At 41.8% G+C, this 14,553-nt stretch carries 10 protein-coding genes; 8 read left to right on the forward strand and 2 right to left on the reverse strand.

From position 1 onward, the window contains the following. Positions 1-34 precede the first annotated feature (34 nt). Positions 35-580 carry an adenine phosphoribosyltransferase gene (locus E0H94_RS14445; RefSeq protein WP_131327148.1) on the reverse strand — a complete coding sequence of 182 codons (546 nt, stop codon included), beginning with the start codon at positions 578-580 and terminating at the stop codon, positions 35-37. Between the two features lie 479 nt (positions 581-1,059). Between E0H94_RS14445 and rubA the strand changes: the two genes are divergently transcribed. From rubA to pgaD, 7 genes are all read left to right on the forward strand, one after another. Further along, the gene (rubA, locus tag E0H94_RS14450; protein WP_016166951.1) at positions 1,060-1,224 is read left to right on the forward strand and encodes a rubredoxin RubA; all 165 of its coding nucleotides are present in this window, start codon (positions 1,060-1,062) and stop codon (positions 1,222-1,224) included. A gap of 58 nt (positions 1,225-1,282) precedes the next feature. Further along, on the forward strand, positions 1,283-2,461 hold the full coding sequence (gene rubB / locus E0H94_RS14455; RefSeq protein WP_131327149.1) for a rubredoxin reductase RubB: 1,179 nt from the start codon (positions 1,283-1,285) through the stop codon (positions 2,459-2,461). A 58-nt stretch (positions 2,462-2,519) separates the two neighbouring features. After that, positions 2,520-3,458 (forward strand): esterase EstB, encoded by a 939-nt coding sequence (gene estB / locus E0H94_RS14460; protein WP_131327150.1) that lies wholly within the window; start codon positions 2,520-2,522, stop codon positions 3,456-3,458. 12 nt (positions 3,459-3,470) lie between these two features. Beyond that, positions 3,471-4,364 (forward strand): LysR family transcriptional regulator OxyR, encoded by an 894-nt coding sequence (gene oxyR / locus E0H94_RS14465; protein WP_131327151.1) that lies wholly within the window; start codon positions 3,471-3,473, stop codon positions 4,362-4,364. Between the two features lie 303 nt (positions 4,365-4,667). Further along, a complete protein-coding gene (pgaB, locus tag E0H94_RS14470) occupies positions 4,668-6,662 on the forward strand; it encodes a poly-beta-1,6-N-acetyl-D-glucosamine N-deacetylase PgaB (RefSeq protein WP_131327152.1) in 1,995 nt (664 codons plus the stop codon). A gap of 12 nt (positions 6,663-6,674) precedes the next feature. Continuing rightward, positions 6,675-7,937: a poly-beta-1,6-N-acetyl-D-glucosamine synthase gene (gene pgaC, locus E0H94_RS14475; protein WP_131327153.1), complete on the forward strand. Its 1,263-nt coding sequence runs from the start codon at positions 6,675-6,677 to the stop codon at positions 7,935-7,937. A 27-nt stretch (positions 7,938-7,964) separates the two neighbouring features. Beyond that, positions 7,965-8,387 carry a poly-beta-1,6-N-acetyl-D-glucosamine biosynthesis protein PgaD gene (gene pgaD / locus E0H94_RS14480; RefSeq protein ID WP_131327154.1) on the forward strand — a complete coding sequence of 141 codons (423 nt, stop codon included), beginning with the start codon at positions 7,965-7,967 and terminating at the stop codon, positions 8,385-8,387. A gap of 354 nt (positions 8,388-8,741) precedes the next feature. Here pgaD and E0H94_RS14485 read toward each other — a convergent pair whose 3' ends face one another. Next, positions 8,742-10,364 carry an inorganic phosphate transporter gene (locus E0H94_RS14485; protein WP_131327155.1) on the reverse strand — a complete coding sequence of 541 codons (1,623 nt, stop codon included), beginning with the start codon at positions 10,362-10,364 and terminating at the stop codon, positions 8,742-8,744. A gap of 440 nt (positions 10,365-10,804) precedes the next feature. On the opposite strand from E0H94_RS14485, the gene metH reads away from it, so the two are divergent. Further along, a complete protein-coding gene (gene metH / locus E0H94_RS14490) occupies positions 10,805-14,491 on the forward strand; it encodes a methionine synthase (RefSeq protein ID WP_131327156.1) in 3,687 nt (1,228 codons plus the stop codon). Positions 14,492-14,553 lie beyond the last annotated feature (62 nt).

Below are 14,553 nucleotides of genomic sequence, written 5' to 3' on the forward strand. Positions count from 1 at the left end.
GCATTTGATTGGCTTTTTTGCAGATATTAAATGCTTAAGCGACAGCAGCTTCTAATGGTTTTGAATTTTCTTCCAACACTGTCCAAACTTTAAAACCTAAATCTTGATGCAATGTTGGTAAATCTAAGAAAATGCTCGCACCCAATACTTGATGCTGACATTTATCCATTAATTGTTTTACGGCTTTTAATGTCCCGCCTGTGGCAAGTACATCATCTACAATAATCACTTTTTGTGGCTGAATATTGGCTGCAATTTCTAAACGATCTACACCATATTCAAGGCTATACCCTACACCAACCACCGGAGGTGGTAATTTCCCTGCTTTACGAACCAATAAAAGACCCTTATTTAAGCGTTGAGCCAATAGGCTAGCAAGTACAAAACCACGTGCTTCAACCGCCACAAAGCTCTCTACTTCTGCCAACTGTTCTACTGGAATACTTGCAATAAGAGCATCGGCTAATGGCGTAATATTACTCATAAACAATGGGGTCAAATCATAGAAACAAATTCCCGGTTTTGGGAAATCTTGGACAGTACGAATGTGTGACCACAATACAGCAGACAAATTTTTCATGGGAGAGAATTTAAAACAAAAAGAATAGGTGAATTTTAACGTTTATTAGACGTTCAGGATAGATAATAGCCAACTTTTCAGGCGAGGATATTTTTTATTGATTTTCACAAGAACTTGAATTATATAAATAATTTTTATAATAAATATTAACTATATACCTGTATGATTATAATATAGCAATTTTACGGTTTTAAATCTGCTCGACCTTAGTCTGATAATCCCCCAATCAAACCCGTTGTCATGAATTTTCTCTAAATTGTCTAACAAAAATACAGCGCAGTGATTGAATTGATAAGTTTTGTCCTACTCAGCCATTCCGATTCAGGATTCTCTAATTAAAATCCGATATTTGCTTTACATTCGTCCTAGAACTGCGTAAAAATTTAGGCGAAAATAACGCTAGCCATTAGATCATTAGAGCCATGCGGTATATGAGTTATTACTGATCTAAATTGACCCGATCAGAATTGGAGAATCAGATGAAAAAGTATCAATGCATCGTTTGTGGATGGATTTACGACGAAGCAGAAGGCTGGCCGCAAGACGGTATCGTTGCGGGCACCAAATGGGACGATATTCCAGATGACTGGACTTGCCCAGATTGTGGTGTTTCGAAAGCCGACTTTGAAATGATTGAAATTTAATAATAACTAAAAGACCCTTCCAGTGGTCTTTTTTTACACCTTATTTTGGGAGAAAAAAATGCAGCCTATCGTTATCATTGGTTCAGGCATGGCTGGCTATACCGTGGCACGTGAGTTTCGCAAACTGAATGCGGAACAAGAACTGATTATGATTACCGCAGATGATGCCAGCAATTATGCAAAGCCAACCTTATCTAATGCATTAGCAGGCAAAAAATCTCCTGAACAGATTGCCTTAGGCGATGCAGAAAAAATGAGTACTCAGCTCAATATGCGCATTGAAACCCACACTTGGGTCAAAGAAATCCGTAGCGAGCAACATCAACTTGTCTTAGAAAAAAATGGGCAATCTAGTACGCTAGACTACGCAAAACTGATTCTAGCGGTAGGTGCAAATCCAATCCGTCTTGCAATTGCTGGAGACGGTAGTAACGATATTCATGTGGTTAACTCTCTCAATGACTATAAAGCATTCCGTGAAAATCTAGACAAACGTCAAGATAAACGTGTGGTGATTTTAGGCGCAGGATTAATTGGCTGCGAGTTTGCCAATGATCTACAAAATACAGGACATCATGCTACGGTCATTGATTTGGCTGCCCAACCTTTAGGTCGTCTACTGCCTGCGCATATTGCTTCAGCCTTCCAAGAAAATCTGGAAGAAACAGGCATTCATTTTGTATTGGGCACGACTGTTGAGAAAGTATCTAAGGTTGAAAATGGTGACTATCTTGTCACTTTGGCCAATGGACAATCTGTAATCGCTGATATAGTGCTTTCAGCAATTGGTTTACAGCCAAATATTAGCTTGGCTAAAACAGGCAATATTCACACCAGTCGTGGCATTTTGACCAATAGCCATTTGGAAACCAATCAAGCAAATATTTACGCAGTGGGTGACTGTGCAGAAGTGAATGGCACATTACTTCCATATGTAATGCCAATTATGCAACAGGCTCGAGCACTGGCAAAAACCTTAAATGGTGAACATACCGCAGTACATTATCCTGCGATGCCTGTAGCAGTCAAAACGCCTGCGGCACCACTCACGGTTTTACCTGCACCGATTGATGTTGACGTGAATTGGGAAACGGAAGAATTTGATGATGGTATGTTAGCCAAAGCCCTAGATAGCTCAGGGACTTTGCGTGGTTTTGTACTGTTAGGTGCAACAGCAGCGAAACAACGATTAACACTAACTAAGTTAGTTCCAGACTTGATTCCTGTATCAGTTTAAGTTCAAAATAGAGAGGACGTTCACATTTTTGAATGTCCTCTTTAGGGGAGAAAGAAGAATGAATAGCGTATTACAATTCAAAAATTCACCTTACACCCCGTTTATGCATGAAACCAAGGTAAACTTGGGGAATGGAATTGAATTACACGTCGAAGTGGGTGGTCAACCTGAACATCCAACCATTTTACTTATTATGGGTTTGGGCGCTCAATTATTATTCTGGCCCGATTTCTTTTGTAAAACACTGATTGATCATGGCTATCGCGTAGTTCGTTACGATAATCGTGATATTGGTTTATCTTCTAAAATACGCCATCAGGGACCACGGCTAAATACCATTAAATTAATGGGTCGTTTTGCACTGGGTTTAGAAAACCAAGGCGCACCGTATAATTTACATGATATGGCCGATGATGCCGCCTTGCTCATTGAGCGGATGGGACTGGAAAATGTTTTTGTCTTAGGCGCATCCATGGGTGGAATGATTGCACAAATTCTAGCTGCAAAAAATCCAGATAAAGTCAGCAAATTAGGACTGGTGTTTACCAGTAACAATCAACCTTTACTCCCTCCTCCGTTTCCAAAACAATTGTTCAGCCTTATTGGCCAGCCAGAATCGAATGATGAGGAAGGGATTATTAACCACAGCTTAAAAGTATTTAACATTATTGGTTCACCTGGTTATATCAATCAGCTTGAAACCATGCAAACTGCTCGTAAATTATATCAACGAAGTTATTACCCAGCGGGTGTACTTCAACAGTTTTTAGCAATATTATGTACAGGCTCCTTGCTACATCTGGACAAGCAGATTCAACAACCGACTCTTGTAGTTCATGGTTCACGTGATCGCTTGCTCCCGCCTAGCCATGGTAAAGCTGTTGCAAAAGCAATTACAGGCGCTAAATTTGAATTAATTGATGGAATGGGGCATGATATCCCGCCGCATTTCATTCCTCATCTTAGCGGATTATTTGCTCATCATTTTAAATCTTAAAATTAGGACACTATGGCTGCATTACCATCCCTGAGACAGCTGTCATACCTTGTAACACTGTCTGAAACGCTGCACTTCACTGAAGCGGCGCGTCGTTCGTTCGTGACCCAATCTACCCTTTCGGGTGGGATCATGGAACTTGAACGCTTACTGGGTGGCGTCCTCGTTGAACGCGATCGCCAAAATGTACGTTTAACCCCGCTTGGCGAACAAGTTGTCGCTCGAGCCCGTGTTCTACTTGCTGATGCTCAAGACTTAATGCGCTTAAGTCGTGAAATGAGTGAGCCTTTGACTGGCGATCTACATTTAGGTGTTATTCCAACGATTGCGCCTTTTATTCTGTCGCAACTACTTGACGAAGTGCATAAGCAGCTTCCTAAAATTCAGTTGCATTTACATGAAGCACAAAGCGAAAAAATTGTTGAAAAACTTGAACATGGTAACTTAGACATGGTGTTGTTGGCACTGCCATTTGACACGCGTGGACTTAAAGTTTCTGAAATTGCAAAAGAAGACTTGTTCTTGGTGTGTCATAAATCTGACCAACGTTCAGCACAAGCAGTAACGCTGGAAGATTTAGATTTATCACGTTTAACGTTGTTGGAAGAAGGACATTGCTTACGTGATCATGCCTTAAGTGCTTGCCCAATTGGGGAACGTAAAAATGATCACCGCTTAAAGGCAAGTTCATTACCGACTTTAATTGAAATGGTCTCTGCAAACTTGGGCTTTACTTTATTGCCTGAAATTGCTTTGCACACCAATATGATTAAAGCCAACCCAGACTTAATTGTAAAACCGATTCAAGATGCACCAAGTCGCACATTGGCATTAATTACTCGTAAGAGCACACCATTGCAAAGCGAATTTGATGTGCTATTGCAAATTTTACAGAAAATTACCTAAGAACGAGCTTTTAGGTTCAATCTTAAAAAACCCAGTGTCAGCACTGGGTTTTTCATTTTTAGAATGCTGACATTCTTAAAATTACTCTGCATCACCCCATCCCAAATGCAATACATCTGCAATCAATTGTTTTTATTCTGTATCACCTCTTTAAAAAGTGCATTTTTTAAGAAAACGTTCAGGTTCAGAATTTATAAATGCGCAATGAACAAAAGACCTTAGTCGACTCCCAGAAATAAGAATAATTTTGAGTTTTTGTGATCACTAATCTCCCGCACTAAAAGTTTTTTAGAAGATATCGCTATGCTTGCTCGCTTTGCATCTCCTTGGTTTCCCCTTTCACTAGGGTTATTGTGTTCGCTCAGCGCATCATTCAGTATGGCAGCTGAGCCACCCAAGGTTGACTCCTCTACCCTGACCATTATTGGCTATCATGAAATTACCGATCAAAAAAATGCCCTGATCCCTGACTATGCGGTAACACCGCAACAATTTAGTCAGCATCTGGATTGGCTTCAGAACAATGGTTTTCACTTTGTAGATGTCAACCAATTAATTCAAGCCCACCAAGGCAAATACCGCTTGCCAAGTAAACCCGTGTTATTGACCATAGATGATGGCTATCAATCATTTTATACCCATGCCTACCCAATTCTTAAAGCCAAACATATTCCTGTCGTACTTGCTGTGGTCGGTTCATGGCTCACCCCGAAAGCCAATCAACCCGTACATTTTGGCGATGACGTTATTTCACGTAACAAAATTCTGACTTGGTCAGAACTGAAAGAAATGCAGGACAGCGGTTGGGTCGAAATTGGGAATCACAGTTTTAATTTACATCGTGGCATCAATGCCAATCCGCAAGGTAACTCTGAACCTGCGGCCATTACACGTGAATATGATGCAAAACACCAACGCTATGAAAATGATCAGCAATATACCACCCGCATCACCCAAGATCTAAAACATAACAATGAGTTACTCCAAGCTCATGGTTTAAAAGCACCACGTGTCATGGTTTGGCCATATGGTCGCTATAACATGCAGGATGTGAATATTGCCAAGCAATTAGGTATGCCAATTACCATCACTCTGGATGATGGCCCCGATCATGTGCATGGTTCTTTGCAAACGCTGAACCGTATTTTGGTTGAAGGCAATATGAGTACCGCCGATCTGGCACAAGAAATCAAAAATCGTGAAATGAATTTAGGCGATAACAATCGTCCCCAAAAAATCATGCATATCGATTTAGACTATGTTTACGACCCCAATCCTAAGCAGCAAGAACATAATCTTGGCATTTTGCTAGATCGCATTCGTGCCATGGGGGTCAATACTGTTTATTTACAAGCTTTCTCAGATTCTGATGGCGATGGTTCTGCCAATATGGTGTATTTCCCCAATCGTCATTTACCTATGCGTGCCGATCTATTTAATCATGTGGCTTGGCAAATTCAGACTCGCACACAAGTCAGCCGCATTTATGCTTGGATGCCACTCTTGGCATGGGAACTTCCCCAAACGGATCCAGTAAGTAAAGATGTGGTTGAGACGCAACAAGTCAGCCAAGATCATTTAAACATGGGGTATTTACGTTTATCGCCTTATTCGGCCCGCGCACGCCAAACCATCAGTGAGATCTATCAGGATTTAGCAAAATCTACGCCATTTAACGGCATTCTGTTCCATGACGATACCACGCTATCTGATTATGAAGATGCCAGCCCAAATGCTTTAACGGCCTATGCAGCACAAGGTTTACCGACTGATTTAGCGAAAATTCGTGCCGATGATGCCTTATTGCAAAAATGGACTGCATATAAAACCAAAACCATTGATGATTTTGCCATGCAGCTTGCCAGCCAAGTCCGTCAGTACGAACCCTTCTTGCTCACTGCACGTAATTTATATGCGCAAGTCGCATTAAAATCTTATGCAGAAAACTGGTATTCACAGTCACTTGAAGAGTCCTTAAAACGTTATGACTTCACTGCCATTATGGCAATGCCGTATATGGAACAAGCGCCTGATGCAGACCAGTTTTATCGTGACATCGTTCAACGGGTTAAATCTTTCCCGAATGGCATGAAAAAAACGGTCTTTGAGCTACAAGCAACCAACTGGCGTAACAATCAGAAAATTCCTTCACAAGAACTGGCAAGCACCATTCAGTCCTTATACAGCCAAGGGGTTATGCATGTTGCCTATTACCCTGACGACCCAATTCAAGGACATCCAGACCCAAAAGTCATGCATGATGTCTTTGCAACCAAATCTTCTCAATTAATTCCATAAAGGCAGTTGAGTATGTTCCCTCATTTCAATCTCTGGCTGCGTCACGCGCTCAACTTTGTGTTTTATTACCCGTTGTTCATGTCTTACCTGTGGATGTTAGGTGCGCTGATTTTTTATCGTAAAGAGCGCAAACAACCTGCCTACCAACAACCCAAGACATTACCGCACTACCCTATGGTTGCGGTATTGATCCCTTGTTTTAATGAGGGTGATAATGCGGAAGAAACCATTAGTCATGCCTTAAAACTGGACTATCCGAATTTTGAAGTCATTGCGATTAATGATGGTAGTTCGGATAACACTGCTGAAGTATTGAACCAATTAGCCCATCAGCATGAACGTTTACGTGTGGTGCATCTTGCGAAAAACCAAGGTAAAGCCATGGCGTTACAAGCAGGAAGCCTTGTGACAGAAGCTGAATTCCTATTAGGAATTGATGGAGATGCCTTACTCGACCCACATGCAGCAACATGGATGATGCAACATTTCATTGTCAATCCAAAAATTGCAGCGGTGACAGGCAATCCGCGTATTCGGACCCGTTCAACACTCTTAGGACGCATTCAAGTGGGTGAGTTTTCTTCAATTGTGGGGATGATTAAACGTGCACAGCGCAGCTTCGGACGATTGTTTACGGTATCAGGCGTGATTACGGCGTTCCGTAAAAGTGCTGTGCATCAGGTGGGATATTGGTCGCCTAACATGCTCACTGAAGACATCGACATCACGTGGAAATTGCAGCGTGCGGGTTGGGATATTCAGTTTGAACCGAATGCGCTGGTGTGGATTTTGATGCCTGAAACACTTTCTGGACTTTGGAAACAACGTCTACGTTGGGCAATGGGTGGTGCTCAAGTCTTAATCAAAAATTTGGATGTATTCACTCAACCAAAATTAAACTTCTTATGGCCACTCATGTTAGAGCTTTGTCTGACGCTGGTTTGGTCATATTTAATGTTATTATTGGCCATTTTATGGCTTGTGCATTTTATTTTCCCAATAGCCGCATTGAGTAGCATTAGCTCTCCATTCTTACCTTATGGCAGTGGTGTATTACTGGGAGCGACCTGCCTTATTCAGTTTGCTTTAAGCAAATGGATGGATAGTCGTTATGAACCAAATTTAGGCAAAAACTACTTCTGGATGATTTGGTATCCATTTGTATTCTGGCTTATTACCATTGGCGCCACCATTATGGCTTTTCCAAAAGTGTTGTTACGTGGTGAAGATAAACGCGCGCGCTGGGTCAGCCCAGACCGTGGTGTTCGTTTATAACACTCAACACGATTAGAGTATCTCAAAATGAAATCTCAACATGATTTAGTGATTGATTTGCGTCATTTACTACCTTGGCATAAACGCTATATGTCCAACACCACTACGGCATTAATGTGGGGTGCATGGTTCATGCTTTGGCGTCCCTTCTTGCTGGTCTGGATTCTCATCCAATTACAGAAAAGCGTAGCGGTACACCACCTGTTAAGTGCCCTGAGTATAAGCCTTGAATATGGTGGCTTAGAACTACTGCTCTGTAGTGTGGGTTTATTGCTCTGGAGCCGATTTATGCCGTCTGCAAGTGTTAAAGTAGAGCAAGAACAGTCTTTAACTACACAGCAATATGCCGATTATTTCGAGCTCAGCAACCAAAAAATTGAACAATCTCGACAGCATAAAATCACCGTGGTTCATCATAATGATCAAGGACAAATCGTTGATCTAGCATAATGAAATGTAGATCACCACGCCCTATCTAAGAACCATTGACCTCAAGATCTCTTGGGGTCTTTTTTATTCTAGTCACTTTTTCAAAACCCAAGTGTAGTCGCATCTCAATCCTTCCCAAAATAAAAACAAAGCTGTCTGCATCTTGTTTTCATCATGATTGACGCTTTTACTTTTGAAATATCGATGAAAATAGGAGTGAATCTGCTTGAACCCCAGTAATCCATCTACCTCTAAGTGCAGCGAGTATCAGTGCTAAAGCAGCCTTTCTTCACATCAAAAGATGGCGTTTATAATCAAACAGACATAAAAAAAGCGCTGACCATGCAGCGCTTTTTTTTCCGTCTCTTAAGAACTTTAAGAAACGAACTGGAGGAAAATCCAGTATAAACCACCTGATAAACAAATGGTGGCAGGAAGTGTAAAAATCCATGCCGAAAGAATTGTTTTTACAGTGGCAAAATTCAAACCAGACTTGTTGGCTACCATCGTACCTGCAACCGCACTGTTTAATACGTGAGTTGTAGAAACTGGCATACCAAAACCATCCGCCGCTGCAATGGTCGACATTGCTACAAGCTCAGCAGACATACCCTGACCATACGTCATGTGATGCTTACCAATACGCTCACCAACAGTCACCACAATACGCTTCCAGCCCACCATTGTGCCTAGACCTAAAGCCAAAGCTACTGCAACTTTTACCCACGTTGGAATGTACTGTAAGAAGCTATCCAAATTGCTACGGTACTCTTTCACCACCTTTTGCTGAGCTTCAGGCATCGCAGGTAACTGGTCTGCTTTATCCAAACGTTTGAACGCTGTTGTGCTCAAATACATATCATTACGGATAGATGAAATTGCATCTTCAGGAATATTTTTTAAGTCACCATATTGAGCAACACGGTCACCTAAATGCTCAGTCAAACTTGCCAAAGCAGGTACCACTTCTGGGGACATTTCTTTGGTTTGAATATAGGCAGTAATGGTTTGACGTGCTTTTTCATCTGAAATATCTGCATGTGCAGGATACATCGCAACCGCAGCTTGCGATGACAGTTTCTCAAATGACTGGATATGTGTTGGGTCTAAATTCTTGTTCAATGAATAAGCCAATGGCACCAAACCAATCAAAATTAACATGATTAAGCCCATGCCTTTTTGACCGTCGTTTGAACCATGTGCAAAACTTACCCCGGTACAGGTAAAAATTAGAATGGCACGAATAAGTGGCGGTGGCGGTTTATTGCCTTCAGGTGGTTGGAATAATTCGAGCTGACGCTTGAAGACTTTTTTCACCAATAAGAAAACAACAGCAGCAAATGCAAAACCAATTAAAGGAGAAAACAGTAATGCTTTACCCACTTTCATCACTTGGTCCATATCGACACCGCTGGCACCACTACCTGAGTGTAATAGGTAGTTCATAATGCCTACACCCAAAATAGAACCAATCAGAGTGTGCGAGCTGGATGCAGGAATACCCAAGAACCAAGTGCCTAAATTCCACAGAATTGCAGCAATCAGCATGGCAAAGACCATAGCGAAGCCTGCCCCTGAACTCACATTCATAATCAGTTCAACTGGCAGTAAAGCAATAATGCCATAAGCAACCGCGCCGCTAGCGACCATAACCCCAAGGAAATTACAAAAACCAGCCCACATCACTGCAACAGGCGCAGACAGAGCATTGGTATAAATCACTGTTGCAACTGCATTGGCTGTGTCATGGAAACCATTCACAAACTCAAAGCCGAGTGCAATCAATAATGCCGTCGCTAAAAGAATAACAGAATACAAACTTAATGGTGGTACATGCGACAAGTCCGCAGATACCTGAAACCCAATATAAATGAGGGTCGCAATAATGACCGTAAAAAACACCGGCATAAAAAACTTCGGTGTTGGAACATGCACATTCGTCGACTTGTTCGATGCTGAATGCATACGATCTTGGACGGGAGGAGTTTTTGAATTCATGCAGACGGTTAAGAGGATAATAAAATCCCCTTATTGTTCAATTAAATTGTGACAATTATATGACAAACAGGTGTCATATAAAGCCAAATTTTTAACAATTGACCTGTTTTAAATCACTCCGCGCTACTATGGGGAGGATTTTTGGCTGTAAATCTGTTTTTTTCAAATACTTATAACAAAAAAATATTTCATGCAAAAAAGTAGTTGATTTTCAGAAATGTAAAAAAATTTATCATTCTCTGATGCGCTTTCACCTTGAAATCGAAATTGATCCATCATGCCTATGTAATATTGCATTTCAATGAAATCGCCAAATAACTCTTCTTTTTTGCATGAATACTACTAACCTGACAGTCAAAAAGCTGAATTAAAATAAAATTAAGTCTGAGTTCTGTTAAAATATGCTCCATTTCAAGACTTGTCGTGTATTGGGGTTATTTATGTCCACGCTTACCACCCTTAAAAAGCTTCTCGCTGAGCGTATATTGATCATTGATGGTGCAATGGGCACCATGATTCAACGCCATAAGCTTGAAGAAGAAGATTACCGTGGTGAACGCTTTGTAGATTGGGCATCTGACCTTAAAGGCAACAATGACTTATTGGTCTTGACGCAACCACAGATTATTCAAGGGATTCATGAAGCCTATCTCGATGCGGGCGCAGACATTATTGAAACCAACAGCTTTAACGGCACACGTGTTTCTATGTCGGACTACCACATGGAAGATCTTGTTCCCGAGATTAACCGCGAAGCAGCGCGTTTAGCCAAAGCTGCTTGTGAAAAATATTCAACCCCAGACAAACCTCGCTTTGTTGCGGGTGTACTTGGCCCCACCTCACGTACTTGTTCAATTTCACCAAATGTAAATGATCCTGCATTTCGTAACATTACTTTTGATGAACTCAAAGAAAACTATATTGAAGCAACGCATGCCTTAATCGAAGGTGGTTCAGACATCATCTTGATTGAAACTGTGTTCGATACCTTAAACTGTAAAGCGGCAATTTTTGCCGTCAAGGAAGTGTTCAAGCAACTTGGTTATGAATTGCCATTGATGATCTCGGGCACCATTACCGATGCTTCAGGTCGTACCTTAACGGGTCAAACCGCAGAAGCATTCTGGAACTCGGTACGTCACGGTGATTTACTCTCGATTGGTTTTAACTGTGCCTTGGGTGCAGATGCCATGCGTCCACACGTGAAAACCATTGCCGATGTTGCAGATACCTTTGTTTCTGCCCATCCAAATGCGGGTTTACCGAATGCCTTTGGTGAATATGATGAAACCCCAGAACAAACCGCAGCATTCATTAAAGAATTTGCTGAAAGTGGTTTAATCAATATTACAGGTGGTTGCTGTGGTACAACACCAGATCATATTCGTGCGATTTATAACGCAGTTAAAGATATCAAGCCACGTCAGATTCCTGAAACAAAGCCTGCTTGTCGTCTCAGTGGTTTAGAACCCTTTAATATTTATGATGATTCCCTGTTTGTTAACGTGGGCGAACGTACCAACGTTACAGGCTCAAAAAAGTTCCTACGCCTCATTCGTGAAGAAAAATTTGCTGAAGCCCTAGAAGTTGCTCAACAACAAGTGGAAGCAGGCGCGCAAATTATTGATATCAACATGGATGAAGGGATGCTCGATTCGCAAAATGCGATGGTACATTTCTTAAATCTAGTGGCATCTGAGCCAGATATTTCTCGTGTGCCAATCATGATTGACTCATCGAAATGGGAAATCATTGAAGCAGGCTTGAAATGCGTACAAGGCAAGCCTGTCGTGAACTCAATTTCCTTAAAAGAAGGTTATGACGAGTTTGTCGAAAAAGCACGCCTATGCCGTCAGTATGGTGCTGCGATTATTGTCATGGCCTTTGATGAAACTGGTCAGGCCGATACGGCTGCACGTAAGCGTGAAATCTGTAAACGTTCTTATGATGTTTTGGTCAATGAAGTAGGCTTCCCTGCCGAAGATATTATTTTTGACCCGAACGTGTTTGCGGTTGCAACAGGGATCGAAGAACACAACAACTATGGTGTCGATTTTATTGAAGCCACAGGTTGGATCAAACAGAACTTGCCGCATGCCATGATTTCAGGGGGTGTATCCAACGTATCCTTCTCATTCCGTGGTAATGAACCTGTACGTGAAGCGATTCACTCAGTATTCCTTTACTATGCCATTAGGCAAGGCATGACCATGGGTATCGTTAACGCTGGTCAAATGGCGATTTATGACGATATTCCCAAAGAACTGAAAGATGCGGTTGAAGATGTTGTTCTGAATCAAAACCAAGGTGAGTCAGGTCAAAACGCCACAGAGAAACTACTTGAAGTCGCAGAAAAGTTTCGTGGTCATACTGGCGCGCAACGTGAAGCGGAAAATCTAGAATGGCGCAATGAGTCTGTTGAAAAACGTCTTGAATATGCCTTAGTCAAAGGCATCACCACGTATATTGATGAAGATACTGAAGAAGCTCGCTTAAAAGCCAAACGTCCACTCGATGTGATTGAAGGTGCATTGATGGATGGTATGAACGTGGTCGGCGACCTGTTCGGTTCAGGCAAAATGTTCCTACCGCAAGTGGTGAAATCTGCGCGTGTAATGAAACAAGCTGTGGCTTGGTTGAACCCGTACATTGAAGCCGAAAAAGGCAATGCACAATCCAAAGGCCGTGTGTTGATGGCGACGGTAAAAGGTGATGTACATGATATTGGTAAAAATATCGTGGGTGTGGTCTTGGGTTGTAACGGTTATGACATCGTTGACCTTGGCGTGATGGTACCAGCAGAAAAAATCCTGCAAACCGCGATTGATGAGAAATGTGACATCATTGGTTTATCTGGTTTAATCACCCCATCTTTAGATGAAATGGTGTTTGTTGCCAAAGAAATGCAGCGTAAAGGTTTTACTATTCCTTTATTGATTGGTGGTGCAACCACATCGAAAGCGCATACTGCCGTTAAAATTGACCCGCAATATTCAAATGATGCGGTGATCTATGTGGCCGATGCTTCTCGTGCTGTGGGTGTGGCAACTACCCTACTCTCGAAAGAAATGCGCGGTAATTTTATTGCCGAACATCGTGCTGAATATGCCAAGATTCGTGAACGTTTAGCCAATAAGCAACCGAAAGCAGCCAAACTCAGTTATGCCGAATCGGTTGAAAATGGCTTTAAAGTCGATGCGAACTATGTACCACCTATTCCAAATACGATGGGTACACACGTACTGACCAACTACCCACTTGCAACATTGGTAGAGTATTTTGACTGGACACCATTCTTTATTTCTTGGAGCTTGGCGGGTAAATTCCCGAAAATCTTAGAAGATGAGGTTGTCGGTGAAGCGGCAACGGATTTGTATAGTCAAGCGCAAGCCATGCTCAAAGATGTGATCGAGAATAATCGTTTCGATGCGCGTGCCGTGTTTGGTCTATACCCTGCACAACGTACAGGTGCAGATACAGTGAGCGTGTTTGATGAAACAGCTCAGAAGGTTACGCATACTTTTGAACATTTGCGTCAGCAGTCTGACAAAGTCACAGGTAAACCAAACTTATCTTTGGCAGATTATATTCGCGCTGATCGTGAGCAACAGGACTACTTGGGCGGATTCACTGTATCAATTTTTGGCGCAGAAGAATTAGCAAATGAATATAAAGCCAAAGGTGATGATTATTCTGCAATCTTGGTTCAGTCTCTGGCGGATCGTTTTGCCGAAGCATTTGCTGAGCATTTGCATGAGCGTATTCGTAAAGAGTTCTGGGGCTATAAAGCCGATGAGACTTTGGGCAATGAAGAATTAATCAAAGAGAAATATGTCGGTATTCGTCCTGCACCAGGTTACCCTGCTTGCCCAGAGCATTCAGAAAAAGCAGTATTATTTGATTGGTTAGGTTCTGAAGAAAAAATCGGTACGAAGTTGACTGAACACTTTGCCATGATGCCACCATCTTCTGTGAGTGGTTTCTATTATTCTCATCCTGAAAGTGAATACTTTAATGTGGGCAAGATTTCTCAAGATCAGCTTGAGGATTATGCGAAACGTAAAGGCTGGTCACTGGATGTTGCGAAGCGTTGGTTAGCACCGAATTTAGATGATTCGATTGCTTAAGCTTTATAAAACTAGATTTTGCAGTGCTTAATCTCAGCACTGCATTCTTTTAACCCAATAAA

The sequence above is a fragment of the Acinetobacter sp. ANC 4173 genome (genome assembly GCF_004331255.1).
GTDB lineage: Bacteria > Pseudomonadota > Gammaproteobacteria > Pseudomonadales > Moraxellaceae > Acinetobacter.